Annotated in this window: 19 protein-coding genes; 8 read left to right on the top strand and 11 right to left on the bottom strand. The window is 65.5% G+C overall.

The window, feature by feature from the left end; translation table 11 throughout:
• Positions 1-4: 4 nt before the first annotated feature.
• The 7 genes from ACFU4Z_RS22875 to ACFU4Z_RS22845 form a co-directional block, all read right to left on the bottom strand.
• Positions 5-1,780 carry a putative nucleotidyltransferase substrate binding domain-containing protein gene (locus ACFU4Z_RS22875; protein WP_379066528.1) on the bottom strand — a complete coding sequence of 592 codons (1,776 nt, stop codon included), beginning with the start codon at positions 1,778-1,780 and terminating at the stop codon, positions 5-7.
• Between the two features lie 64 nt (positions 1,781-1,844).
• On the bottom strand, positions 1,845-3,401 hold the full coding sequence (locus ACFU4Z_RS22870) for a GMC family oxidoreductase (RefSeq protein WP_379066211.1): 1,557 nt from the start codon (positions 3,399-3,401) through the stop codon (positions 1,845-1,847).
• Positions 3,394-4,932 (bottom strand): APC family permease, encoded by a 1,539-nt coding sequence (locus ACFU4Z_RS22865; protein ID WP_379066209.1) that lies wholly within the window; start codon positions 4,930-4,932, stop codon positions 3,394-3,396. The genes ACFU4Z_RS22870 and ACFU4Z_RS22865 overlap by 8 nt, the downstream gene beginning before the upstream one ends.
• Positions 4,933-4,994: 62 nt before the next feature.
• Positions 4,995-6,476 (bottom strand): aldehyde dehydrogenase family protein, encoded by a 1,482-nt coding sequence (locus ACFU4Z_RS22860; protein ID WP_379066207.1) that lies wholly within the window; start codon positions 6,474-6,476, stop codon positions 4,995-4,997.
• A 6-nt stretch (positions 6,477-6,482) separates the two neighbouring features.
• Positions 6,483-7,619, bottom strand: coding sequence for an aromatic ring-hydroxylating dioxygenase subunit alpha (locus ACFU4Z_RS22855; protein WP_379066526.1), 1,137 nt, complete (start codon positions 7,617-7,619; stop codon positions 6,483-6,485).
• A 49-nt stretch (positions 7,620-7,668) separates the two neighbouring features.
• Positions 7,669-8,847 (bottom strand): N-methyl-L-tryptophan oxidase, encoded by a 1,179-nt coding sequence (gene solA, locus ACFU4Z_RS22850; protein ID WP_379066205.1) that lies wholly within the window; start codon positions 8,845-8,847, stop codon positions 7,669-7,671.
• Between the two features lie 3 nt (positions 8,848-8,850).
• Positions 8,851-11,304 carry an FAD-dependent oxidoreductase gene (locus tag ACFU4Z_RS22845; RefSeq protein WP_379066203.1) on the bottom strand — a complete coding sequence of 818 codons (2,454 nt, stop codon included), beginning with the start codon at positions 11,302-11,304 and terminating at the stop codon, positions 8,851-8,853.
• Positions 11,305-11,497: 193 nt separating this feature from the next.
• Here ACFU4Z_RS22845 and ACFU4Z_RS22840 point away from each other — a divergent pair, with 193 nt between their 5' ends.
• The 8 genes from ACFU4Z_RS22840 to ACFU4Z_RS22805 all read left to right on the top strand — a co-directional run bounded on the left by ACFU4Z_RS22840 (position 11,498) and on the right by ACFU4Z_RS22805 (position 19,768).
• Positions 11,498-11,848, top strand: coding sequence for a bifunctional 3-phenylpropionate/cinnamic acid dioxygenase ferredoxin subunit (locus ACFU4Z_RS22840; RefSeq protein WP_379066201.1), 351 nt, complete (start codon positions 11,498-11,500; stop codon positions 11,846-11,848).
• Between the two features lie 62 nt (positions 11,849-11,910).
• The gene (locus tag ACFU4Z_RS22835) at positions 11,911-13,080 is read left to right on the top strand and encodes an NAD(P)/FAD-dependent oxidoreductase (protein ID WP_379066199.1); all 1,170 of its coding nucleotides are present in this window, start codon (positions 11,911-11,913) and stop codon (positions 13,078-13,080) included.
• 9 nt (positions 13,081-13,089) lie between these two features.
• Positions 13,090-14,175 (top strand): S-(hydroxymethyl)mycothiol dehydrogenase, encoded by a 1,086-nt coding sequence (locus tag ACFU4Z_RS22830; protein WP_379066197.1) that lies wholly within the window; start codon positions 13,090-13,092, stop codon positions 14,173-14,175.
• Positions 14,172-14,798 (top strand): MBL fold metallo-hydrolase, encoded by a 627-nt coding sequence (locus ACFU4Z_RS22825; protein WP_379066195.1) that lies wholly within the window; start codon positions 14,172-14,174, stop codon positions 14,796-14,798. The genes ACFU4Z_RS22830 and ACFU4Z_RS22825 overlap by 4 nt, the downstream gene beginning before the upstream one ends.
• Positions 14,799-15,045: 247 nt before the next feature.
• Positions 15,046-15,759 carry a M24 family metallopeptidase gene (locus ACFU4Z_RS22820; protein ID WP_379066193.1) on the top strand — a complete coding sequence of 238 codons (714 nt, stop codon included), beginning with the start codon at positions 15,046-15,048 and terminating at the stop codon, positions 15,757-15,759.
• A gap of 371 nt (positions 15,760-16,130) precedes the next feature.
• Positions 16,131-16,340 carry a molybdopterin-binding protein gene (locus ACFU4Z_RS22815; protein WP_379066191.1) on the top strand — a complete coding sequence of 70 codons (210 nt, stop codon included), beginning with the start codon at positions 16,131-16,133 and terminating at the stop codon, positions 16,338-16,340.
• Between the two features lie 398 nt (positions 16,341-16,738).
• Positions 16,739-17,692 carry a hypothetical protein gene (locus ACFU4Z_RS22810; RefSeq protein WP_379066189.1) on the top strand — a complete coding sequence of 318 codons (954 nt, stop codon included), beginning with the start codon at positions 16,739-16,741 and terminating at the stop codon, positions 17,690-17,692.
• Positions 17,693-18,121: 429 nt separating this feature from the next.
• Positions 18,122-19,768 carry an endonuclease/exonuclease/phosphatase family protein gene (locus tag ACFU4Z_RS22805; RefSeq protein WP_379066187.1) on the top strand — a complete coding sequence of 549 codons (1,647 nt, stop codon included), beginning with the start codon at positions 18,122-18,124 and terminating at the stop codon, positions 19,766-19,768.
• A gap of 333 nt (positions 19,769-20,101) precedes the next feature.
• On the opposite strand, the gene hutG is transcribed toward ACFU4Z_RS22805, so the two are convergent.
• The 4 genes from hutG to ACFU4Z_RS22785 are packed head-to-tail and all read right to left on the bottom strand — an operon-like array spanning position 20,102 to position 25,414.
• A complete protein-coding gene (hutG, locus tag ACFU4Z_RS22800; RefSeq protein WP_379066185.1) occupies positions 20,102-21,097 on the bottom strand; it encodes a formimidoylglutamase in 996 nt (331 codons plus the stop codon).
• Positions 21,094-22,275, bottom strand: coding sequence for an imidazolonepropionase (gene hutI / locus ACFU4Z_RS22795; protein WP_379066183.1), 1,182 nt, complete (start codon positions 22,273-22,275; stop codon positions 21,094-21,096). The genes hutG and hutI overlap by 4 nt, the downstream gene beginning before the upstream one ends.
• Positions 22,276-22,280: 5 nt before the next feature.
• Positions 22,281-23,981 (bottom strand): urocanate hydratase, encoded by a 1,701-nt coding sequence (hutU, locus tag ACFU4Z_RS22790; RefSeq protein WP_379066178.1) that lies wholly within the window; start codon positions 23,979-23,981, stop codon positions 22,281-22,283.
• Positions 23,978-25,414 carry a purine-cytosine permease family protein gene (locus ACFU4Z_RS22785; protein ID WP_379066175.1) on the bottom strand — a complete coding sequence of 479 codons (1,437 nt, stop codon included), beginning with the start codon at positions 25,412-25,414 and terminating at the stop codon, positions 23,978-23,980. The genes hutU and ACFU4Z_RS22785 overlap by 4 nt, the downstream gene beginning before the upstream one ends.
• Positions 25,415-25,433: the final 19 nt, after the last annotated feature.

The following is a 25,433-nucleotide window of genomic DNA, read 5'->3' as shown; positions in this document are numbered from 1 at the left end:
CATTCTAAGTGGTCGCCGCTCCCAAGCTGCCGACGCGTCGCTGCACCACCGCGATCTCCCGCAAGGCATCGTTGAGCAGGCTGCGATTCAGCGGCGAAAGTTCCGACATGGTGATGATGTCGCCGGGACTGTGCCCGGCCGAAAGCTGTTCGACCTGATGCACCATCCGCATGCGCTGCAACATGACGAAAACCTCCGTGAGGACGGTGGCATCGCGCTCGCGCAGCGCCCCAGCACTCGCGGCGGCCGCCAGCCGCACCGGAGTGGACGCCGTGGTCATACCCGCGACCAGGCCGCCCCACCGGGCGAGGTTGACGATGGGGGCCAGCGCGTGGCTCTTCAAATCGAATGTCCCGCCGCGCCGGGACAGCACATCACGCAGCGAGCGCGTCCGCACCCGCCCCGACAATGCGTCGAGCAGCTGCAAGCGCAGTGCGTTCGGGTGTTCGGCGCGCATGCTCCCGAACGCCGCGGGCACGGTGTGCAGGGCTTGGTCGCCCCAGACGACGCGCCCGTCGATCAGCAGCGAGGACAGGATCAGGCCCCGATCCTGTAGCGGATCATCGAGCCAGCCCGCGGCCGCCGTCGCCCACTGCGAGCGGGAACGGGAGAACTTCGGCTTCCCGGCGATCGCGCCATTGCTGTCGGCGGGCAAGCCGCAGGCATCGAGGATGGCGTGCACCCGCGCGGCGACGGCGCGCAGTTGCCCACTGGCCGAGGATAATTCGTCGGTCCAGGACAACGCGCTGTCCACATCCGAGGACGGCATCGCCTCACGCCGGGCGATACTGCCGAGGGTGAGCCAGGCGAAACCGTCGCTGGGCGCGTCGTCGATCTCGGCGAGCGCGAGTTCGAGCGCCTTGCGGACCACCGAGTCGATGACGACCGACAGGATGCCGCTGGTCGCCGATGCCTTGGTGCCATTGCGGAACAGGTCGACGACAGTGCCGGTGATCTCGCGGGCAGCGCGCTGCAACTGCGGCGCGTCCGTGGCCGCGGCGATCGAGCGGCGCAGCACGAAACTCTGCCTGGCCGAGGCCGCGAGCAGGTCGGCATCCTCGAGCACGCCGAGCACCACACCGCGCCGCGACAGCACCGGCATATGCCGCAGACCGCATTCGAGCATCTCCATCAGCACGGTCTCGGCGGTCAGGTCGGCGGTCACCCGGCGGGCCGGAGCGCTCATGACCCGGGAGATCGGCACCTCGACCGGCAACCCGGCCGCGACCACCCTGGTTCGCAGGTCGCGATCGGTGAAGATGCCGAATTCGCCCTGCGGCAATCGGATCAGCACATAGGAGACACGCTGTTCGGTCATCCGCACGACGGCGTCGCGCACACTGGTCTCCGGGGCGACGAAAACCGCCGCACCGGAAACGAGTTCGCCGACCGGTCGGCTGCCGAGCACCGGAGCCATCGGAGTTCGATTGCCGGACACCGTCTTCCACGCCGAGGAAGCGAGGAAAGCCAGGCCGTCGGGCTGCGCGAATTGCGCCCGCACCAGGGCTCCTGGCAGCCGGATGAGCGCGCTCGGTTCGGCCGCCCGCGCGACGAAGTCGGCGCTGCCGCCGGTGAGCAGCGGAACATAGCCGAAGATTCCGCCGGGCTCGACGGCATCGATCGGCGCACCGTCGCCGGTGCCCTGCAGGACGACGCGGCCGGTCCACAGCATCCAGATGTCGTCGGGCACCTGGGCGGAGTAATCCATGATCACCGCGCCCGCGCCGAACCGGTGCAGCGAAGAAGCCGCCGCGAGCTGATCCAGCTCGGGCGGCGTCATCGATTGGAACGGCGCGTGATCGGCGAGAAATGCCGCTAGCTCACCCTCCTTCGGCACCTCGCACTCAGGTTTTCCGTAAGAGGTCCGCGCATTTCTCTGCCATGGTCATGACAGTAATGTTGGGGTTCACCGCGGGCAATTTCGGCATCGCTGAGGCGTCGACGACCCGTAATCGGGACACGCCCTTCACCCGCAGTTCCGGATCGAGCACCGCCATCGGATCGTCGGCTGCCCCCATCCGCGCGGTAGCCGCCGGATGGTAGACCGTGTTGTGCGTGGCGCGGATGTAGTCGAGCAGTTCGTCGTCGGTCGTGGCGTCCGGGCCTGGTGCGAGTTCCCTGGCGATCCAGTTCCGCAGCGGTGCCTGTTCGGCGATCTTGCGGGCCAGCCGGACGCCGGCGAGCATGGTGCGCTCGTCGTGTCCTTCGGGATCGGTGAAGTACCTCGGGTCGACCTTGGGGCGGTCCCGGAAGTCGCGGCTGCGCAGGCGGACCGTGCCGCGGGAACGGCCCTGCGTGACATTGGGCGTCAAGCAGAAACCGTTGTCGGTGGTCGGGTAGCCCTGGCGCAGGGTGTTCATGTCGAACGGCACGCTGCCGTAGTGCATCATCACGTCCGGCAGCCGCAACGTCTCGTCGGTGGTGGCGAACAGTCCGATCTCCCACCATTGCGTCGAAGTGGTGACCATCGGCCGGGCGGCCTCCCAGAACACCAGGCCTTCGACATGGTCGTCCAGGTTCGAACCGACGCCGGGAGCATCGACCAGCACCGGAACACCGACTTCGCGCAGATGCTCGGCGGGCCCGATCCCGGACAGCATCAACAACTTCGGCGTATCGATGGCTCCGGCGGTGACAATCACCTCGCGCCGGGCCGACACCGTGTCGTACCCGGTGAGATCCGGCCGCTGATACCGCACACCGGTGGCGTTGCGGGCGTCGTCGAACAGGATCTCGCTGACCCAACACCCGGTGCGCACAAAGAGATTGGGTCGTGAGTCGAGCACCGGGTGCAGGTAGGCGTGCGAAGACGACATCCTGATGTTGTCCTCGTCGGAATTGATCTGGAACCAGCCCGCGCCGTTGCGCACCGTGGCGCCGCGGTTGAATTCGACCGTCGGCAAGCCGACCAGCGCCGCGGCTTCGAGCACCGCCGCGCCGCACGGGTCGACGGGCGGGACGTCGCGCAACCGGACCGGACCGCTGCGGCCGTGCTCCTCGCCCGGCGCGTCGTTGTTCTCCACCCGCGCGACATAGGGCAGCACTTCGGCCGCGTTCCAGCCCTTCGCGCCCATCGCGGCCCATTCGTCCAGGCCCTCGGCCGGCGGCCAGAACGCGATACACGAGTTGTGCGAGGAACATCCGCCGAGCACCTTCGCCCTCGCGTGGCGCAGATAGCTGTTGCCACGCTCCTGCGGTTCGACCGGATAGTCCCAGTCGTACCCGGAATCGAGCAGATACATCCACTCCGAGAGCTCGAGGATATTCCGGTCGCCGACGTCGGAGGGTCCCGCCTCCAGCAGGCACACCGACACGTCCGGATCCTCGCTGAGCCGGGCGGCCAAGACACATCCCGCGGTGCCGCCGCCCGCGATCACATAGTCGAATACGTTGTCAGACATCGGAATCCGCCTCCGTAGCCGCTGCCGCGTGGGAGGCGAGGGTCCCGATGCTCTTGCGGCCCCTCGCCCAGTACCAGAGCAGCCCGGCGCCGAGGATCGCACCGATGTAGACGAACGCGCCCCAGGTGTTGTACCAGGGTGTGCCGTACACCGCCTCGCGCGGCCAGGCCAGGTTCAACGCCATCCCGATGCCCCACACGACGGCGACGATATTGACGATCAGGCCCCATCGGCCCATCGAGAAGTAGCCGCCCGCCTGCAGATCCTTCGGCGGCCACTGCCCCTGCAGCCGCTTCTTCAGCATCGGCCCCGTCACCATCAGGTAGGCCAGGTAGATCATGATGATGGCGATCGAGGTCAGCACCGTGAAGATCTTCGGCTGGCCGATATTGACGACCAGGATCAGCGCGGCGAGCACACCGATCAGCACGGCGGGCACCACCGGGGTCTGCGTCTTCGGGTGCACGCGGGCGAGCTTCTCACCGAAGGGCAGCGCGTTGTCGCGGGCCATCGCGAAGGTCAACCGGATAGCGGCGGTGTGCACGGCGAGCGAACAGACCGTCACCGCGACCACGATGCAACACAGGAAGATGGTGCCGAGCGGGCCCCACATCACCTGTTCGACGATGTACTGCAGGCCGCCGCTCGAGCTGCCGATCTGCGGGTCGTCGAGATCGGGAGCCGCCATCACCGCGAACACCAGGATCGCGCCGCCGATCACGAACGAGGCGAGAACCGCGCGCAGGATGGCCTTCGGCGCGGTGCGGCGCGGCTCCACCGTCTCCTCACCGAGCGAGCTCGCGGTGTCGAAGCCGTACATCACATAGCCGGAGGCGAGCGAGGCAACCAGGAACGCACCGAGGTAACCGCCCGACTCCCCGGCGCCGTAGCCGTGCGTGGAGAAGAACACCTGCGGGCCACGAGTCCAGTTGGCCGCCAAGATGATGGCGATCAGCACGGCCGCGATGAGTTCGATGAACACGCCCGCGCTATTGATCATGGACATGAGCCGGACGCCGAGCGCGTTGACGGCGGTGGTGAACACGATCATGATCGTGCCGAGCACCACGGCATTGGTGGCGAAGTCGTATTGACCACTGCCGTCACCGATCAGCTGGAAGCCGCTCCACAGTCGTGGCAAGTTCAGCTGGAGGGCGAGCACCACCGCGGATAGCGTCACGATCGACGCGGTCAGCATCAGCCAGCCCGAGGACCACCCGACGATCCTGCTGCCGAGCGACTTGGACCAGTTGTACACCGAGCCCGCGACCGGATACTTCGCGGCCAGCTCCATGAAGCACAGTGCGACAGCGAGCTGACCGACGAAAACCAAAGGCCACGACCATAGATAGGCGGGACCCGCGGTGCCGAAACCGAAATAGAACAGCTGGAATGTACCGGTGAGAATCGAAATGTAGCTGACGCCTGCTGCGAAGCTGGCGAATTTTCCGATGCTCCGGTCGAGGGATTCCTTGTAGCCGAAATCCTCCATGCCATTGTCATCGGACACACTGTGCTCCTTGACTACCATTGCTACCGTGCCTTTCGCGGTGCTGGCCGGTACGGGCTGTCCGGCCGAGATCGAAACTTGGATCAGACGCCCTTGAACCACTCCGCCGGCTTCGGTGCCGTGTTGTGCCAAATGTGTTTGATTTCCTGATATTCGGCCAATCCGGTCGGGCCGAGTTCGCGTCCGTTGCCGGACTTCTTGAACCCGCCCCATTCCGCGGCCGCCGTGTAATAGCCGAAGTCGTTGAGCCAGACCGTGCCGTGCCGCAACGCGCGCACCATGCGTTCGCCGCGCGCCGGGTCGGCGGTGCGCACGCCGCCCGCGAGGCCGTACTCGGTGTCGTTGCCGAGCCGAATGGCCTCGGCCTCGGTGCTGAAGCGCTCGACGGTGAGGATCGGGCCGAACGTCTCCTCCTGGACGATCCGCATCGATCGGTCGCAGTTGTCGAAGATGGTCGGCAGAAAGAAACTGCCCGCGGCCAGCGCCGGGTCGCTGGGCCGGACGCCGCCGGTGACCAGTTTCGCGCCCTCGGAAATACCCAGCTCGACGTAGGCCTCCACCTTCGCTCGATGCTGTTCGGAGACCAGCGGGCCGGTCTCGCTGGCCGGATCGAGGCCGTTGCCGACGCGAATCCGCTCGGCCCGCCGGGCCAGTTCGGCGACAAAGTCCTCGGCGATGGACTCCTCGACGATGAGCCGCGTGCCTGCCGAGCAGACCTGGCCGGAATGCAGGAACACCCCGGTCAGCACCTGGTCGACCGAGCTCTCCCAGTCGGCGTCGGCGAATACGATGTGCGGGTTCTTGCCGCCGAGTTCCACCGCGACCTTCGTGACGTGTCGCGCGGCGACCTCGGAGATCGTCCGCCCCGTCGCGAGGCCGCCGGTGAACGAGATGAAATCGACGTCCGCGTTGTCGGTCAGTGCCGCGCCGAGCACCGCGCCGCTGCCCTGCACCAGGTTCAGCACCCCCGGCGGCACGCCGGCCTCCTCGGCCAGGCGGGCGAAGGCGATCGTGCTGAGCGGGGTCACCTCGCTGGGCTTGGCGACCATCGTGCAGCCCGCGGCCAGCGCGGGCGCGATCTTCCACGACATCTGCAGCAGCGGATAGTTCCACGGCGCGATCAGCACACACACGCCGATCGGCTCGCGAACCACGCGGCTGATCACCGACGGATCACCGACATCGATCAACCGGTCGGCCTGGACCGCGACCAGTTCCGCGTAATAGCGGAACACCGAGATCACATCGTCGATGTCGATCCGGCTTTCCACCAGCGTCTTGCCGGTATCGGCGGTCTCGAGGCGGGCGAGCCGCTCCTTGTCGCGTTCGAGCAGAGCCGCGATCCGCAGCAGCAGCGCCGCGCGTTCGGTGACCGGTGTGGCGACCCAGGCTCCGTTATCGAAGGCGGCGCGCGCGGCCGCCACCGCTCTGCGCGCGTCCTCGGGTGTGGCCTCGTCCACCTCGGCCACCACCGAGCCGTCGGCCGGGTTGACGATCTGCCTCGTGCCGCCATCGGAGGCACGGGTCCACGCGCCGTCGATGAGCAGGTCCGGTTCACCGTTCATGTCATGTCACCTCATATCGCCGATGCGGGCGAGCAGCCACTCGTGGAATTCCGCAATGTGGTGCTCGGCGGGAACGAGCACCCCGCCGTCCCGGTAGGCACGTGAGGACATCGTGGGCTGGGTTCGCTCACATGCCGCGAAATCCTGTTCGTTGACGCGGTGGAACAGCTCGACCGAGCGCGACACATCGCGACCTGCGGCAACGACGTCACCGGTGTAGAGCCAGTCGCATTCGACGACTGTCCGGTCCGCGGCCAGCGGATACATCCTATGGAAGATGATGTGATCAGGGACCAGGTTGACGAAGACCGTCGGTCGAATCGTGATCGCGTAATACCTGCGGTCCTGCTCCGCGCTGACCCCGGGCAGGCGGTCGAACCCGGCCGAACCGTCGACGGTGAACCCGGCGATCTCCGGACCGAACTCGGCGCCGTGGCCGACGAAGACCTGAGCGGCCAGGCCGTCGGCGAACTCGGGCAGCACCTCGGTGAGCTCGGGGTGGATGGTCGCGCAGTGGTAGCACTCCATGAAGTTCTCGATGATGAGCTTCCAATTCGCGGCGACGTCGTAGACCACGCGGCGACCGACCTGCAGGGTGTCGATGTCGTAGGCGTCGATCGCGGTCGCGGTGCCGAGCCGTTCGGTGACCGCGCCGATCACCTCGGTCTCGAACGAGGGCGGTTCGTCGGCCAAACAGACCCAGGCATAGCCGAGCCATTCCCGCAGTGCGACCGGCACCAGGCCGTAGGCGACCCGGTCGATGTCTTCGCCCGCGGCGTCCTTGAGCGCGGCCATATTGGGTGCGGCGACGAGCTTGCCGTCCAGCCCGTAGGTCCAGGCGTGGTACGGGCAGCGCAGGTTGCGGCGCACCTGCCCCTCGTCCTCGGTGCACAGCATCGCGCCGCGGTGGCGGCAGATGTTCAGGAAGGCGCGCAGCGCGCCGTCGCGGCCGCGCACGATCAGCACGCTCTCCCTGCCGACCTGGACCTTCTTGAACTGACCGGGATCGGCGAGGTCGGCGGATCGGACCGCGCAGAACCACATCTGTTCGAAGAGGCGTTCCTGCTCGGCCGCGAAGATCGAATCCTCGACATACCACTTGCCACCGAGGGTCGGGATCAGCGCCGGGGTCTGCACCGGCATATCCGTGGTCGGCGCACCCGTCGCCCGACCGCCACTCCCCAAGGAATCGCTACGCGATGCTGTTGTCATTGGTCACCAACCTTTGCGGGTCGAACAGTGTGATGGGGTGCGCGGTTTTCGCGTCGATGGCCAGGTCGGCGAGGATCTCCCCGACCACAGGGACGAATTTGAAGCCGTGGCCGGAAAAACCACAGGCGACGGTCACGCGCGCGGTCTCGGGATGGCGGGCGATCACGAAATGCTGGTCGGGGGTGTTGGAGTACATGCAGGTCGCGGTGTGCACGCAGGGACCGTCCAGTGCGGGAATCAGTTCGGCGACACGGTCGCGCATCTCCGCGATCTCGTGCGGGTGCACGACGCGATCGATGGTGTCGGGGGTGCACTCGATGCCCTTGCGGAAGAAGGCCGTCTTCACCCCGCCCTCGGGTCCGTCGATGGCGGGGAACCCGTAGATCTGCTGACCGGAGCTGTTCTCGCTGATATAGATCGGCTGATCTTCGAAGGCGGCCGTCCCGCCGATCGGGTCGAGCCAGTACAGCACTTGTCGTTCGATGGTGATCGGAATACCGAACTGCGCCAGCAGTTCCGGAGCCCAGGCCCCGGGACAGATGACGAGCTGGTCGGCGCGGTAGGTGGCCCGCGCGGTCGTCACCGTGACGCCGGAACCGGTCTCCGCCCAGTCGAGCACCTCTTCACCGAACGAGAGCGTCGCTCCCGCGCGCACCGCGAGGTCGATGTGCGCCTGCACCGTCAGCTCCGGGCGCGCGAATCCGGCTTTGTCCTCATAGACCGCGATATCGCCGGCATCCGGGGTGAAATTCGGGTATCTGCGCCGGATCTCGGCGGCGTCGAGCACATCGTGCGGCAGCGCCCATTCGCGGCTCGCGCGCAGGCTGCCCGCCACCGTCAGGCAGTCGGGCGGGCCGAGGAACAGACCGCCGGTGAGACGGAAGACCTCGCGCTCGCTGTCGGCGGCGAGCTGCTCCCACAGTTCGTACGAACGCAGCAGCAGCGGCACGTACGCGGGATCCTCGAAGTAGGACTGCCGGATGATCCTGGAACCGCCGTGGCTGGAGCCCTTGTTGTGCGCGGGCGTGAACTTCTCCAGCCCGAGCACCCGCTGCCCGCGGGCGGCGAGGTGATAGGCGGCGGCGCTGCCCATACCCCCGAGTCCGATGACGATGACGTCGTAACCGTCTATCGAATCGCTGCGCGATGCTGTGCTCATTCGCTACCTCCTGATCCGGGACATTTCGGGGTCGACCACCGGCTCCGGGTGCACGACGGCGGTGTAGCGGGTGCCGAGATATTCGACCTCGACCACGGTGCCGTGGCCGAGGGCCGCGGGCAGCCAGGCGTAGGCGATGCTGCGTCCGATCGTGGCGGAATAGGCCGCGCTGGTGATGTAGCCCGCGCATGCGCCGCGCACATAGACCGGCTCTTTGCCGAGCACGACCATCGAAGGACTGTCGAATACGATGCTGCGCAGGATCTTCGCCGGTGCGTCCGCCTTCTCCAGCGCGGCTTTGCCGACGAAATCGGGCTTGTTCATGCGCACCGCGAAATCGACTCCCGCGGCGGCGGGCAGATGTTCGGTGGTCATATCGGTTCCCCAACCGCGGTAACCCTTTTCGATGCGCAGGCTGTTGAACGCGATCCGGCCCGCCGCGATCACGCCGTGCGCCTGCCCCGCCGACCACAGCAGATCCCAGAGGGCACTGCCATATTCGGCGGTGGTGTAGATCTCCCAGCCGAGCTCGCCGACATAGGAGACGCGCATCATCGTGACGGGTATGGCGCCGAGATAGGTCTGTAGTGCACGGAAGTACTTGAAGGACTGATGGGAGAGATCGTCGGAGCACAAGGGCTGCGCCAGATCTCGCGCCGCCGGACCCCACAGCCCGATACAACAGGTGCCGCCGGTGATGTCGCGGAGCGTCACCGACCCATCGGCGGGCAGATTGCGCGTGAACCAGTCGAAATCGAGCGGTCCGTTCGCGCCGACCTGAAATCGCTGCGGCGCGAGCCTGGCCACCGTGAGGTCGCTGCGGATGCCGCCGTTCTCGTCGAGCAGCAGCGTGTAGGTGACCGAGCCGACGCTCTTGTCCAGATTGTTCGTCGTGAGCCGCTGCAACAGTTCCAGCGCGCCGGGGCCCGCGATTTCGTAGCGGGTCAGCGGCGTCATGTCGTACATCGCCACCCGCTGCCTGGTCCAGTGGGCTTCCGCGATGGAGATCGGCGACCAGAAATTGCTCGACCACTCGTCACGCTCGGGGAAGATCACGCCGTCGTCGCGAAGGCGCTGTGCCAGTTCGGCATTGGCCTCATACCAAGCGGGTCGCTCCCAGCTGCCGCCCTCGAAGAAGTAGGCGCCGAGTTCCTGTTGACGGGCAAAGAATGGGCTCGTCCGCAGTCCACGCAGCGCGGTTCGGTGCTGGTGCGGATGGATGATGTCGTACACCTCGACGAACGCCTGTGAACTCGTCTCCATGATGAAACGGTCGCTGCGGGCGACGTCCTCGAAGCGGTACAGGTCGCACTCGTGCACATCGGTCTGCGGCGCGCCGTCGATGATCCACTCGGCCGTCGCCTTGGCCACGCCCGCGGAGTGGGTGACCCACACGGCCTCGGCGACCCAGAAACCGGCCAGGTCCCGATGCTCGCCCATGATCGAGAAGCCGTCGGGGGTGAAGGAGAAGATCCCGTTGAAACCCTCCTCCACCTTCGAATCACCCAGCGAGGGAAGAAGTTCCATGCTTTCGTGCCATGCGGGTGCGAAGTCCTCGTCGGTGAACGACAACATGGACGGCATCGCCGTGCCCGTCGTCACGGCAGCCAGCGTGGACATGTCCACCGGCATGGGCTTGTGCCCGTAGTAGCCGATACCGATCCGGTCCAGGTGCTCGCGGAAGTAGAGGTCCTGGTCCTGATGCCGCAGGATCGGCAGACTCGCCTCACCGCGTTCGGTGTTGCGGCCCTCGAGTGCGCCGATCCGACCGGTCTTGGCGTATTGGTGCGCCATCGGAACCAGCGGCACCACGAGGCCGACCTGTTTGGCCACTTCGGCGCCCCAGAATCCGGCCGCGCAGATGACGATGTCGGCTTCGATGACACCGTCGGCGGTTTCCACCCCGGCCACCCGGCCGCCACGTGCCACGATGCCGAGCACTTCCTGGTGCGGGCGGAACACCGCGCCGCGGGCTGTCGCGAGTCGGGCCTGCGCCTCCGCGGCGCGCAGCGCTTTCGCCAAACCGTCTGTCGGAGTGTGAAATCCGCCGACGATTCGGTCGACATCGAGCAGTGGGTGCAGCGCGGCGCACTCGGCGGGCTCGAGTAGGCGACCTTCGATTCCCCAAGACTGCGCCCAGCCGGCTTTGCGGTGCAGGTCCTGCCAGCGCTGCGAGGTGGTGGCCACTTCGAGTCCACCGACCGGGTTGAACGCCCAGCCGTCCGGATGATCGAGCGCCAGAAACTTTTCGGTTGTGTAGCGCGCGAACTCCGTCATTGTTTTGGACGAGTTCGTCTGGAACACCAATCCCGGCGCGTGCGAAGTGGATCCGCCGGTAACGAACAGCGGACCTTTCTCCAGCACCGTGACATCGGTCCAACCGCGTGAGGTTATTTCATCGGCGAGCGATGTCCCGACGATTCCGGCTCCGATGATGACAACTTTCGGGTGAGCCAAGGCATGCCTCCGATGTTGCTTACTGCGCAACGCAATCGCATTACGCAACAAATGGTCAACCCGATTCCGGCGCGTGTCAACCGCTGGAAACCAATCGTTCAAAAATTGGCTTCCGGGTTGACGACGACCGCAAACCGGCCCACACTGTTGCGTACTGCGATCACTGTTGCGCTATCAGCAACTTGGAGGGCTCATGGAATCGACTGTGCAGCGACCGGCGACATCCACGACGGACCTGTTCGTCGCGCATCTGAAAGACCTGCCGATCGGCGAAGTCGCGACAGTGCAACCGGACGGCGGCGCCCCGATCGCCGTATTCCACACGGAGAACGGCCTTTTCGCGATCGATGACACCTGCACCCACCAGGACGCCTCACTGGCGGACGGCTGGGTGGAGAACTGCATGGTCGAATGCCCGCTGCACGAATCCTGCTTCGACCTACGCACCGGCGCGGTATCCGGGCCACCGGCGAAGATCCCCGTCCGCACCTATGCGGTGCGCGTGGTCGACGGCGATGTCATGGTCGCCGCGGTGCCGTCATGAGCGAGCGGACCGGGTCAGTAGGTCGTGCGCACGACGGAGCCGGGCGTCAGCGAGGGGGAGTCGTGAGCAGCGCGAGCTCGGTGCTGGTCGTCGGCGCGTCGCTGGCGGGGTTCTCGCTGGTGAACGCCCTGCGCGAACACGGCCACGACGGCAGCATCACGGTCGTCGGCGACGAACCACATCCGCCTTACGATCGGCCGCCGCTGTCCAAGGAGTTTCTCCGTGAGGATGTCGACCTCGCGTTGGGTGACGAATCCACGACCGGCGCACACTGGCTGCTCGGGCGGCACGCGGTCGGGCTCGGCATGACCGCGGCCGGACCCGGCGTCACGCTGGACGACGGCACCCGGCTCACCGGCGACTCGCTCGTACTCGCCACCGGCGCCCGCGCCCGAACCCTGCCCGGCGTCGGAGCGTTGCGGGGCGTGCACACCTTGCGCACGGTCGACGACGCGCACGCGATCCGCCATTCGCTGCGCGCGGCGCGCACGTTGACCATTGTCGGCGCGGGTCTGATCGGCTCCGAAATCGCTTCCACCGCAGCCGCTATGGGCATTGCGGTCACCATTGTCGAGTTGTGCTCCGATCCGCTCACCGCGGTATTCGGTCCACATATCGGGCCATTGTGCGCGTCCATGCACGACGCGAACGGCGTCCGATTACTGACCGGTGTCGCTGTCGACCGATTCCTCGGCGACGAGCACGTGAATGCGGTGCAATTGACCGATGGAACCGTACTGTCGGCCGATGCCGTGGTGATCGGAATCGGCGCCGTGCCCAATACCGAATGGGCCGCGGACTCGGACGTGCACATCGACAATGGTTTCGTCACCGATTCGCACTGCCGAACGTCGATGCCCGGCGTCTACGCCATCGGCGACTGCGCCCGCAGCTATGACGAAACATCCGGCGCTCATCACCGTTCCGAGCACTGGACCAATGCGACGGTCCAGGCGCGTATCGCGGCGGCGGCGATTCTCGGCGCACCGCAACGCCCTCCCGCCGCGCCATATTTCTGGTCGCGGCAGTATGGACGAATGCTGCAGTTCGCGGGTGCTTGCCGGCCGACCGACGAGATCCGCTTCGTCGACGGCGACCCGTCGACCCGGTCGCTGACCGCTCTCTACGAGCGCGATGGCGCGCCGGTGGCGGTGTTCGCCATCGATAACCCTCGCCTGTTCACCAGGTACCGCAAGCAGATCGAGCGGCTCACCCCGATCCCAACTCCGTAGGAGGTTTTCGTGTCCGAAACCGTGCGTGGCGTCATCGCCCGTAGCAAAGGCGCGCCGGTCGAAATCGTCGATGTCGTGATCCCCGATCCGGGACCGCACGACGTCATCGTGCGCATCCAGTCCTGCGGGGTGTGCCACACCGACCTGCACTACCGCGAAGGCGGCATCAACGACGAATACCCGTTCCTGCTCGGACACGAGGCCGCGGGCATCGTCGAAACCGTCGGCGACGCCGTCACCCACGTCGCCGCGGGCGATTTCGTCATCCTCAACTGGCGTGCGGTCTGCGGTGAGTGTCGCGCGTGCAAGCGCGGTCGCCCCTGGTACTGCTTCGCCAGCCACAATGCGAGCAAGAAGATGACCCTCACCGACGGCACCGAACTCTCCCCCGCCCTCGGCATCGGCGCTTTCGCCGACAAGACCCTCGTCCACGAAGGCCAGTGCACCAAGGTCGACCCCCAGGCCGATCCCGCCGTCGCGGGCCTGCTCGGCTGCGGCGTGATGGCGGGCATCGGCGCCGCCATGAACACCGGCAATGTCTCCCGCGGTGACACCGTCGCGGTCATCGGCTGCGGCGGCGTCGGCGATGCCGCGATCGCCGGTGCTCGGCTCGCGGGTGCGAAGACGATCATCGCGATCGACCGTGATCCGCGAAAGCTCGCATGGGCCACCGACTTCGGCGCCACCCACACGATCAACGCGAGCACCGATGACGTGGTGGAGCGGATTCAGGAACTCACCGAGGGGTTCGGCGCGGATGTCGTCATCGACGCGGTCGGCAGGCCCGAAACCTGGAAACAGGCCTTCTACGGCCGCGACCTGGCCGGCACGGTGGTGCTGGTCGGCGTCCCCACTCCCGATATGACCCTCGACATGCCGCTGATCGATCTGTTCTCCCGCGGCGGTGCGCTGAAGTCCTCCTGGTACGGCGACTGCCTGCCCGAACGCGACTTCCCGATGCTCATCGACCTCTACCACCAGGGCAGGCTCCCGCTGGAGCGGTTCGTCACCGAACGCATCGCGCTCGACCAGGTGGAGAAGGCCTTCGATGCCATGCACGCCGGTGAGGTGCTGCGCTCGGTGGTCGTCCTGTGAGCGTCCGCATCGATCGGGTGGTCACCTCGGGCACCTTCGCGTTGGACGGCGGCACCTGGGACGTCGACAACAATGTCTGGCTGATCGGCAACGACGACGAGGTCCTCGTCATCGACGCCGCCCACAATGCCGACGCCATCATCGCCGCGGTCGGCGACCGCAACGTCGTCGCGGTGCTGTGCACGCACGGCCACAACGACCACGTCACCGTCGCACCCGAACTGAGTAAACGGCTCGACGCCCCGGTCCTGCTGCACCCCGGCGACGACCCGCTCTGGCGCATGACACACCCGGACGTGAACTACCGTTCGCTGGCCGACCTGCCCCGAATCTCCGTGGCAGGCACCGACATCGACATCCTGCACACACCAGGCCACTCCCCCGGCTCGGTATCCCTGCACCTACCCGAGGCCGCCGCCCTCTTCACCGGCGACACTCTGTTCTCCGGCGGCCCCGGCGCAACCGGCCGATCGTTCTCCGACTTCGGCACCATTATCGATTCGATCCGCGACCGTCTCCTGACCCTCCCCGAAGAAACCGTCGTCCACACCGGTCACGGCGACACCACCACCATCGGCGCCGAGAAACCCGCCCTCGCCGACTGGATCGCCAGAGGTCACTGACTGGGTCCGGCGAGTGGCACCTGGCTGCGGCAACTGCCGAGTACACCCCCGCAGCTATGTGCCACTCGGCGAGGACAGCCCGGTGCTGCTCGCGTGGTCAAATGGCGGCTCTCCCTTCGTAACCAACCACCATTTCACTACCCCCGATGACCCCCGAGCCGAAACAGCGCAACCGCGGCTGGCCAGCCATACCATCCTTCCCAGGACAGCAGACCTTTCGGTTGCGAGCTGATCTAGGGTCGAATTCATGGAGACACTGGACCTCGGGGAGTCGGAACGCATCGCGGCGCTGTTGGACGCCGAGGCCAAAGCGACGGCCCTGTTCGACGAGGTCATCGCTCGCGGGATCATCACACCCGGCGCCACCGAGTCCGAAGTCAGCGACGCCGTGCGTGACCTGGCCAACGAGATGTTCGGCACGCGCAGGTTCTGGCACAAGCGCATTGTGCGATCGGGAATCAACACCCTCGAGCCCTATGCCTCGAAACCGCCGAATCTCGTCATCGAGTCCGATGACATCTGCTTCCTGGACTTCGGGCCGATCTTCGCCGAGTGGGAAGCCGACTTCGGCCGCACCTATGTCCTCGGCGACGATCCCGCCAAGCTGGCGCTGCGTGACGCACTGGAACCTCTGTGGCAGCAGGGACGCGACTACTTCGACGCCACCCCCGACATCACCGGCGAGCAGCTCTACGCCTGGATCGTCGACCGCGCCACCGAGCAAGGCTGGGAATTCTCCGCCCCCATCGCGGGCCACCTCGTCGGGGAGTTCCCACACAAGCAGATCTCCGGCACCGACATCACCACCTATGTCGCCCCTGACTCCACGGCCCCGATGCGACGCCTCGACCCGACCGGCCGCGCATGCCACTGGATCCTGGAAATCCACCTCATCGACCGCGCACGCAACATCGGCGGATTCTTCGAGCAGCTGTTGGACGTGCGCCCGCTCGATCAGTAACACGCGGCGCGTTGGACGTGCGCTCTCCCAGCCATCCTTCGGTCCCGCTCGCGAATACGCCGGAGGCCCGCGGTTTTCGGGCGGACTGGTGACGTGCCGATTCGACAGCCGACGCAAGGCTCACAACGGCCGCGCCTCGCGTCACGGCACCAGCCAAGTGAAACCGAAGGCAGAGCCGGGGCCGGGTCAAGGAGCAGGCGCGCGGTAGCGCGAATCGAACCAGCGTTGCTGTCGAGCCGCCCCGGCGTGGCCGGTACCGCGCCCGGTTTCCGCGCCGCAAAAGACTTGCTGGATTCGGGAACGCCGGGCGGCTGATCGACACCGGCCGGAGTTCCCGCTCAGCCGCCGGCCCGCTGCGTATGCTCACCTCCATGCGACTGAGCACGCGCAACCAGCTCGATGGAACCGTTCTCTCGGTCACCCGAGGTGAAGCGATGGCCGTCGTGCGGATCCGGCTGACCGGCGGAGACGAGATCACCTCCTCGATCACCAGGGATGCCGTCGACGACCTCGGACTCGCCGAGGGAAAGCCGGTCAAGGTCCTCATCAAGTCCACCGAAGTCTCGCTGGGCGTCGAGTAGAGCAGGGCGACGTTTCCCGCCGAAGCGACGCGTCCTCGGCGGTAATCGCCCGTTGGTTCTGGTCACGAATCCGGGCAACATCCGATCGCGCGACACACCCTGTCGGAGACATGGTGCTGATGGTCGCCGACCACGACACCGCTCCGGCACCTGGGACGACGGCCGCTGCCGCTCCGAGCGCGAGCGGCCTCCATCGACGTTGATCTGGGCCGACTTCGGTGACAGCACCCGATCGAGACCACACTGCACCCGGCGAGTGGTGTCGAGATCGGCTGTCGTGATCCGCTCTCCCCTCTGGAGATAACAAGTCATCGGTAACACGTGCCGAACGAACCCGGACTGAGGGATCATGAGCATTCGGGGCGGCGGGACGCCTCCCCGTGTGCGAGGAGGTAGCCGTGAACGCACTGGTTATCGTCCTGGTATGCCTCGGCTACCTCGTCATCATCATGATCACCAACCGTGGCCTGATAGCCGGACCGCGCAAACGCTTGCTGCTGACTCAGGTGGATCTGGCGCGGGAGCGCGCGACGATGATCGGGGCGCGATCCAGCCGCGATGAGGCGATGGAAATCGCGCGCGCGACGATCGAGGCGGCCCTCGACAAGCTGAGCGGCCCGACACCGGCGCAGCGGCGATCGACTGTCGGCTGGATGCGTAGGCGGCTCGCGTGGCTCTTCGATGCGCCGCTCACTCAGCTTGCGGCCGATCTGCAACATTTGAACGCGCTGAATCGGCGATTCGTGCAACTTGTTCCGGAACCCGACCTCATGACATACGGCGCACAGATCATCGCCCGATTGCAGGCACTCGACGACAAGGAGGCGGGGCGGTTGGGTCGTCAATTACACGACGCGCCAACACCGAACAGCAAGCGGATCGTCATCGAGCGCGCCCATGAGCTCGTGCACGAACGCGAAGATGCCGGCCTCGTTACCGAATTCGACCACCAACGCGTATCGCTCTGGCTCGCGCTCGTCGGCCTCGACGGCGTCATCGCGATCGGGATAGTTCTCGGACACGAGGTGACGATGCTGCTGGGTGCGCTCGGCGGGTTCCTTGCCCCGACTGTCAGCTCACTGACCAACCGAAATACGCCGTCCTCGTGGGGAGTTCGGGTGCTTAGTCCGGTCGGCGGCGCGCTGACCGCGGTGGGCGGTCTGCTGCTGGTCGCCCTCTTGTCCGACGCACGGGTCAATCTGCTCGGGTCGATCTTCCGTGACGTGTGGGATAAGCCGACTACGCCGATCGCCCTCGCGGTCGCATTGCTCTTCGGTTTCTCGGGCAGGCTCTTCTCCAGCATGGCGATTCGCGCGTCATCGCAGCTGGGCGCCAAGTCCGACGACGGCTAGGTCTTATCTCCCCATGAAAGCGGATCCACATCAACGACGGTGGATCAGGGTTCAAAACTCGAGTAGTCCGCTACTCGTGCCATGCCAAGAAAAAGCGGTGCATCGTGATGATGCACATCCGTTCGCTACGGATTGAAACCGCGACAACCGACACAACGGAGATGGTTTCGGTCCAGCAGCAAACACGGCGGACGCAACTCCATAATTCAGGCTGTCTGTGCACAACATTGTCATGTCAAATTATTAGGAGTCTTCATGATCTACTCGTCCGTCTACAAGATTCGACGCAACGCTGAAACCGACGAAATCGGCGCCGATGAGCCCGTAAAGGTAATCACATTCAGCCGCAATCAGCATTCGCTAAACGACGAGCGAACCTAACAGGTGAGCTCTCATGCCAGTGAATCTTACTCTAGGCAAGGTATAGACATGAACGCTCCAAATTTCAACCTCAACCTCGGCCCAATCGTGTTGAAATGGGCCGAGTTAGGGGGTCCGGACGGGTTCCTCGGTAAGTCTGTCGGCGGCGAGCTGTCAAATCCGGATAATAGAGGCAGGCGCCAACGCTTCGAGAACGGTTACATCTATTGGTCACCCGCAACGGGAGCTCACGAAATCCATGGAAACATCTATAAAAAGTGGGAATCGCTTGGGTGGGAGAGCGGACTTCTGGGATATCCGACCAGTGACGAACAGGATGAATCCGGCGGCGGTCGTATCAGCCACTTCGAGCATGGTTCGATCCGATGGCGGAAGTTCGATGCACCGCTATCCTTCGTGTCATACAACATGGCATTACTGCCGCTTACCCCAGTTGGCGACCCCTATAAAGGGAGCGAGCGGGACAAAGCGATCAGCGCCCTCATCGAAAACCTCCGCCGGAAACAGCCAAGTGTCGTAGGGCTTAGCGAGGTTTTTGTTGACAGCGAAAAGCGCCACATCCACACGAAGTTGGAAGCCCTCTATCCGCACGCCCTCACAGGACCCGATGAAGCAGACATCGAATCAGATGGCGGCCTGCTGCTGTTGAGTAAGTATCCGATGGTCCTCAAGCACAGCACGATCTTCCGTCAGTGTGCAGGCGACGACAAGTTGGCCAACAAGGGCGCCCTGCATGCCCGAATTGAGGTCCCGGGCCATCCCACCCAATACGACATCTTCCTGAGCCATACTCAGAACCCGGACGCAGGAGGGAAAAACGCCGCACGAAAACAGGTGAAGAGTCAACTACGCCACCTGGCCTCTTTTGTTCACGCCTTTAGCAGTCCACTGCGCCCCGCGTTACTGATGGGAGACCTCAACACTGACGCCCTGGATCCAGACCTCTATCAAGACCTGAAGGACCGATTGGACTACTCACTCGACTTGTGGAAAATTACCGGCGACGGCACAGATGGCATCACACTGGATAAAGTTAACAATTTCCGTCTGTTCGACAAGATAACCGACCCGGGCACATTCAATCCGCCGCTACCGTGGAACGATTCGACCCGTGGCCGCGGGGGCCAACGCATCGACTATCTTCTGAGCTGGCACGGACCGCAGTACTGGCCGCTCTACCGCGACACGAAAGTGCTCCGGTGGCAATCGAGCCCAGGTCGAGACATATCGGATCATTATGGTCTCGAGACACAACAGACTCATGTGCGCGAACTGCATGTCACCGTTCGCCGACCACTGGGCACAACTACTTTGAAACTGGAACAGTTCCATTGCCTGGAAGAGACTGACGAGATTGGCGACGACACCGTCGATTTTCAACTCTCCTACAAGCCGGCGCAGGGAATCGGTATCAGCCAATGGGTTGGCGATGTCGACGACGTCGCCACCGGAGATGTCTACAAGTACAGGTCACCGGTTGTCTTCAAAATCCCTGACCCAGGAGCCTGGCTGGACCTCACCGTCAAAGGCCGGGAGAAAGACGACCTCAACGCCGACGATAACATCGACACCGCGAAGATCCGTATCGAGCGGCGTGAACTCACCGAACTATTCAGACGGACGATGCGACGCGTCGTAAGACTCTCCGGTGATGGCGGCGAATATGCGGTAACCATGAGTATCGCTGTCGGATAGCGGGCTGATCGAAGCTTGTGCCGCTCGAGAGCCGGCGTTCGCGACACAGACCGCGCCGCGGTCGATCATTGCCGCAGCCCCTGCCGCCCGGAGCTGCCCATGCTGCGGCAATCCCGTTCGAGTGTGGTCGCCACGACCCCTCGTTCGTGACGTCCCACTCGTACCCGCCTGATCCAGTGGCTCTCCATTCGTCGAGCACCGCCTCGATATCGGCCTCGACTCACACGTCGTTCGACAGCCCGGCATCGCAGGCCGATCGCCCGATGTGCGTGCTATGCGTCGTGGCAGCTCCCGAAAGCACCCCGCCCAAAGCCGGCAACGCCCATCCGATCCTCATGGAAGCTGCTGTAGCCGGACATGTCTGGTGACGATGCGATGGATCAGTCGCGCCGCCGTGCGCGCCGTGCGATTGTCGATATCGAATTCCGGGTTGAGCTCGGCCACGTCGCACACCGCGAGTTTCCCGCTCGCGGTGAGCAGATCGGCGACGAGTTGGATCGTCTCCAGCGGCACGCCGAAAGCGGCGGGGGCGCTGACACCGGGTGCTACTGCGGCGGGTAGCACATCGAGGTCGATAGTGAGATAGACGAGATCGACTCTGCCGAGGAAGTCCTGCACGAAATCCTGTACGGCGGTGAGGTTGCCGGTACCGCATTCATCGTCGAACAGATAGCGGACGCCGAGGCGGTCGGCGGCGTCGAACAGCGCCGCCGTATTGCTCGGCTGGCTGATACCGACCACCGCGTATTCGACGGAGGTCCCCGCCTCGCCCGCCGCATCGAAGATCTGCCGGAACGGCGTGCCCGAGCTGGGAATCTCATCGGATCGGAGATCGAAATGGGCGTCGAGATTGAGGATTCCGATGCGCGGGTGCACCGTCAGCAGTGCCGAATCGGCCAAACCTCGATAGGTGCCCAAGGCCACCTCGTGGCCGCCGCCGAGAACCACGGGGAAGTGCCCGGCATCGAGGGCGGCGCGCACCATCGAACCCAGTTCCCGCTGGCCCGCGTCCAAGTCGTCGCCGACCGGCACGGTGCCTGCGTCGAAGGCGCGGATCGGGGTGGCGAGCGCCATCGACGACAGTGCCTGCCGCAGCGCGCGTGGTCCCGCGGCAGCACCGCGGCGACCCTTGTTCCGGTGCACGCCCTCATCGCTGGCGAAGCCGATGAACACGCAGGAGGCCAGCTTGGACTGCGCGGCATACGGCTCCACCACGTGATGCCAGCGCAGATGCTCCACCCCACTGCCGTCGTCACGCCCGGTCCACGGCTCGAAAGCAGTCGCCACCGGAATGGGTAGCACCATGGTCTCCTTATCCGTAAAACTCATCGATCAGCGGTATAGCCCGAAACACCGGCGCGCCAAACCTGTTGGATCAGTGGAACTCCCGGCCGATAGGCAAGGTGCAGATAGGACGGCGCGGCCAAAGCGATCGCATCCGCCAGCGCACCCGGCCGCAAAACGCCGATGTCGTCGCGCCGCAGCGCCCGCGCCCCGCCGGCGGTCGCGGCCCACACCGCTTCCTCGGGCGTCATGTGCATGTCCCGCACCGCGATGGCGATACAGAACGGCAGGCTGGTGGTGTACGAAGTGCCCGGATTGCAGTCGGCTCCGAGCGCGACGGTGACACCGGCGTCGATGAGCGCCCGTGCGTCCGGGTACTTGTTGCGGGTCGAAAAGTCCGCGCCGGGAAGCAGCGTCGCCACTGTCGAGCTCTGGGCGAGCGCGTCGATGTCCGCTGCGGTGACATACGTGACGTGATCGACGGACGCCGCGCCCAGCTCCACCGCGAGCGCGACGCCGGGGCCGGTCTGCAATTGGTTGCCGTGCACGCGCGGCACGAGCCCCTTCGCCATACCCGCCGTGAGCACCGCGTACGCCTGATCGCGATCGAACGCCCCCCGCTCACAGAACACATCGATCCACTTGGCGTGCGGCGCGCACACATCGATCATCTCGTCGCAGACCATGCGCACGTAGTCGTCGGCGCGGCCCGCGTATTCCGGCGGTGGCACATGCGCGGCGAGCAGGGTGACTTCGTCGGTGAACTCGGCCGCGATCTTGGCGCTGCGCAGTTCGCTCTCCACCGACTGCCCGTAGCCCGTCTTGATTTCGACGGTCGTGCTACCGCCACGCAGCGATTCGTTCATCAATCGGCGAGTGTTGGCGCGCAACTCGTCGTCGGTGGCGGCCCTGGTCGCGGCGATAGTGTTGCGAATACCGCCCGCCGCGTAGGGAGTTCCCGACATCCGCGCCCCGAACTCCGCGGCGCGATCACCGGCGAAGACCAGGTGCGAATGGCTCTCGACGAAGCCCGGCAACACTGCACGACCACCGAGGTCGTGTCCGTGATCGGCGCTCGGCGCAGCACTGGACAGACCCACCCACGCGACGACGCCCTCGTCGAAAACAACGGCGGCGTCACGGATTACGCCGAGCGGACCGGCGCCGAGGTCGGGATCGTTCGTGACGAGGGTGCCGATGCCGGTGAGGACTGTGGATCCCATGGCGCTCAGGCCTCGGCCATCGGCACACGCACGCCGCGTTCCCTGGCGACATCGTTGGCGTGCTCATAGCCCGCATCGGCATGCCGGATCACGCCCATACCGGGATCATTGGTGAGCACCCGTGTCAGCTTCTCGGCGGCGAGGTCGGTGCCGTCCGCGATACATACCTGTCCGGCGTGGATCGAACGACCCATGCCGACGCCGCCGCCATGGTGGATCGACACCCAGGACGCACCGGATGCGGTGTTCACCAGGGCATTCAGCAACGGCCAGTCCGCGATGGCGTCGGAACCGTCTGCCATCGACTCGGTTTCGCGATACGGCGAGGCCACCGACCCCGAATCCAGGTGGTCGCGCCCGATGGCGATCGGCGCGGACAGCTCGCCGGAGGCCACCATCTCGTTGAACTTCAACCCGGCGAGGTGGCGTTCGCCGTAGCCGAGCCAGCAGATGCGAGCGGGCAGACCTTCGAAAGCAACCTTCTCCCCCGCCATTTCGATCCAGCGGCGCAGGTGCTCGTTGTCCGGGAACAGTTCCACGATCGCCTTGTCGGTGGCGGCGATGTCCTTCGGATCGCCCGACAGCGCCGCCCATCGGAACGGGCCGAGCCCCTCTTCGAACAGTGGACGGATGTAGGCGGGCACGAACCCAGGGAAGTCGAAAGCCCTGTCGTATCCGGACTTTCGAGCCTCGTCACGGATCGAATTGCCGTAGTCGAAGACCTCTGCACCCCGATCGAGGAAACCGACCATCGCCCGCACCTGGGCGGCCATCGCCGCGCGGGCGTCGTGGGTGAACTTGGCCGGATCCTTCTCCGCCATCGCCTTCATATCGGCGATGTCCATGCCGATCGGCAGGTACGCCAGCGGATCGTGCGCCGAGGTCTGATCGGTCACGATATCGATGGGCGCGGCCATCGCGAGCAACTGCGGAAACACTTCCGCCGCATTGCCTTCGAGGCCGATGGACAGCGGTCGCTTCGCATCGCGCGCCTCGACGGCCAGGCGCAACGCGTCCTCGAGGTCGACGGCCTTGGTGTCGAGATACTTGTGGGCGATCCTGCGGTCGATGCGGGTCACATCGCAATCGATGCAGATCGCGACGCCACCGTTCATCGTGACAGCGAGCGGCTGCGCGCCGCCCATGCCGCCGAGTCCAGCGGTCAAGGTGATCGTGCCCGCCAGCGTGCCGTCACTGTTGGGCACACGACCCGAGGCCGCCAGCTTCCGCGCGACCGCGCCGAAGGTTTCGTAGGTGCCCTGCAGGATGCCCTGGGTGCCGATGTAGATCCAGGAGCCTGCGGTCATCTGCCCGTACATGGTCAGGCCGAGTTCCTCCAGGCGGCGGAATTCTTCCCAGTTCGCCCAGTCGCCGACCAGATTCGAGTTCGCGATGAGCACCCGAGGCGCCCATTCGTTGGTGCGGAAGACACCGACCGGCTTGCCCGACTGCACCAGCATGGTCTCGTCCGACTTCAGGGTCTTCAACGTGCGGACCATCGCGTCGAACGCCTCCCAGGTCCGCGCGGCCTTGCCGGTGCCGCCGTAGACGACCAGCTCGTCGGGGTGCTCGGCCACGTCGGGATCCAGGTTGTTCATCAGCATGCGCAGCGCGCCCTCTTGCTGCCAGCCGAGCGTGGTGAGTTCGCTGCCGCGCGGTGCGGACACGCGGCGCGCGCCGGAGGTAGCCGTGGGGTGTGCGGTCATCGAGTGCTCCTTGTGGTCGCTGGATCGGCGGGATAGATCATCGCGGCGGGCGGATTGCTGGTGCGCCGCGCGAGCGGGTAGTACAGGGCTGCGGTGACGACGATGCCGACGATCCAGGAAATGTCCGCGCCGCCGAGCTGTTCGGTGATCGGTCCGGTGTAGAGCTTCTGGGCGAGGAACGGGATCTGGGCAAGCACGCCGATCACGTAGCACGCGAGGGCGGTGCCGTTCCAGCGGCCGTAGCGCGCGTCGGGATCGTAGAGCGCGGGGATGTCCACCTTCTCTTTCGAGATCAGGTAGTAGTCGGTGAGGTTGATGGCGCTCCACGGCGTGAAGACCATGAGCAGCACCAGCACGAAGTTCTTGAAGTTGTTGAGGAAGTCGGCGCTGGCGCCGACCGCGACGACGACCGACACCGCGGTGAAGCCCACGATGTACGCGGTGCGGGCGGCACTGGAAACCTTGGATTGACCGTTGAACGCGGTCACCGTGGTCAGGATCGACATGAAGCCGCCGTAGGCGTTGAGGCAGTTGACGGTCAGCTTGCCGACCAGCACCACCAGGTAGACCAGCGTCGCGACGACGGCGGGCCCGGCGAGTTTGCCGACGAATCCCACCTGGTCGCCGAGGAACGCCTTGCCTGCGACCGCCGCGAGCAGTGCGCCGAAGGTCATCGCCCACTGCGATCCGATAACGCTGCCCGCGAAGGTCGACCAGAACGTCGCGCGGGCGCTGGTGGTGCGCGGCAGGTAGCGGGAGTAATCCGCCACGTAGGGCCCGAACGTCAGCTGCCAGCCCGCGCCGAGGGAGATCGCGAGCAGGAAGGTGGCGATGTCGAAGCCCTTGACGCCCACCACGGCCGATACGTCGTATTCGGTGAACAACCGGATCGCCAGGTAGGTGAATCCGATAATGCCCATGACCGTGGCGATGCGCCCGACGACGTGGATGAGCTTGTATCCCGTCACCGCCACGAATGCGGTGAGCACGCCGAAAATGACGATGCCGACGGTCGGGCTGTCGATGTGCAGGATCTTGTTGATCGCCTGACCGGCGAGCACGCTGCCGGTGGCGGCGAATCCGAGATACATCAGCACCACGAGCAGCAGCGGAAGCACCGCGCCGAACACGCCGAACTGCGCGCGGCTGGAAATCATCTGCGGGAGCCCGAGCCTCGGGCCCTGCGCGGAATGCAGCGCCATCACCGCGCCACCGAGGACATTGCCGATCAGCAGGCCGAGGATCGCCCAGATCGCGTCCGCACCGAACACGACGGCCAGCGCGCCGTCGACAATCGCGGTGATCTGCATGTTGGCGCCGAACCAGAGGGTGAACTGGCTGAACGGGGAGCCATACCGTTCGTCGTCGGGGATGACGTCGATGGTGCGGCGCTCCGGCGCGAGGACGACTTCGGATGGTTCGTCGATAGTCATAGGCCTGGTCTCTCTTCCC

The sequence above is a fragment of the Nocardia sp. NPDC057440 genome (assembly GCF_042802915.1).
Classification (GTDB): Bacteria; Actinomycetota; Actinomycetes; order Mycobacteriales; family Mycobacteriaceae; genus Nocardia.
This window is presented reverse-complemented; position numbering and strand designations above follow the sequence as displayed.

What these genes read in the sequence shown, in the direction of transcription:
- ACFU4Z_RS22875 (WP_379066528.1), bottom strand. Translation starts at nt 1,780, where the DNA reads ATGACGCCGCCCGAGCTGGATCAGCTCGCGGCGGCTTCTTCGCTGCAC.
- ACFU4Z_RS22870 (WP_379066211.1), bottom strand. Translation starts at nt 3,401, where the DNA reads ATGTCTGACAACGTATTCGACTATGTGATCGCGGGCGGCGGCACCGCG.
- ACFU4Z_RS22865 (WP_379066209.1), bottom strand. Translation starts at nt 4,932, where the DNA reads ATGGTAGTCAAGGAGCACAGTGTGTCCGATGACAATGGCATGGAGGAT.
- ACFU4Z_RS22860 (WP_379066207.1), bottom strand. Translation starts at nt 6,476, where the DNA reads ATGAACGGTGAACCGGACCTGCTCATCGACGGCGCGTGGACCCGTGCC.
- ACFU4Z_RS22855 (WP_379066526.1), bottom strand. Translation starts at nt 7,619, where the DNA reads ATGCCGGTGCAGACCCCGGCGCTGATCCCGACCCTCGGTGGCAAGTGG.
- solA (WP_379066205.1), bottom strand. Translation starts at nt 8,847, where the DNA reads ATGAGCACAGCATCGCGCAGCGATTCGATAGACGGTTACGACGTCATC.
- ACFU4Z_RS22840 (WP_379066201.1), top strand. Translation starts at nt 11,498, where the DNA reads ATGGAATCGACTGTGCAGCGACCGGCGACATCCACGACGGACCTGTTC.
- ACFU4Z_RS22820 (WP_379066193.1), top strand. Translation starts at nt 15,046, where the DNA reads ATGGAGACACTGGACCTCGGGGAGTCGGAACGCATCGCGGCGCTGTTG.
- ACFU4Z_RS22815 (WP_379066191.1), top strand. Translation starts at nt 16,131, where the DNA reads ATGCGACTGAGCACGCGCAACCAGCTCGATGGAACCGTTCTCTCGGTC.
- ACFU4Z_RS22805 (WP_379066187.1), top strand. Translation starts at nt 18,122, where the DNA reads ATGAACGCTCCAAATTTCAACCTCAACCTCGGCCCAATCGTGTTGAAA.
- hutG (WP_379066185.1), bottom strand. Translation starts at nt 21,097, where the DNA reads ATGAGTTTTACGGATAAGGAGACCATGGTGCTACCCATTCCGGTGGCG.
- hutI (WP_379066183.1), bottom strand. Translation starts at nt 22,275, where the DNA reads ATGGGATCCACAGTCCTCACCGGCATCGGCACCCTCGTCACGAACGAT.
- hutU (WP_379066178.1), bottom strand. Translation starts at nt 23,981, where the DNA reads ATGACCGCACACCCCACGGCTACCTCCGGCGCGCGCCGCGTGTCCGCA.
- ACFU4Z_RS22785 (WP_379066175.1), bottom strand. Translation starts at nt 25,414, where the DNA reads ATGACTATCGACGAACCATCCGAAGTCGTCCTCGCGCCGGAGCGCCGC.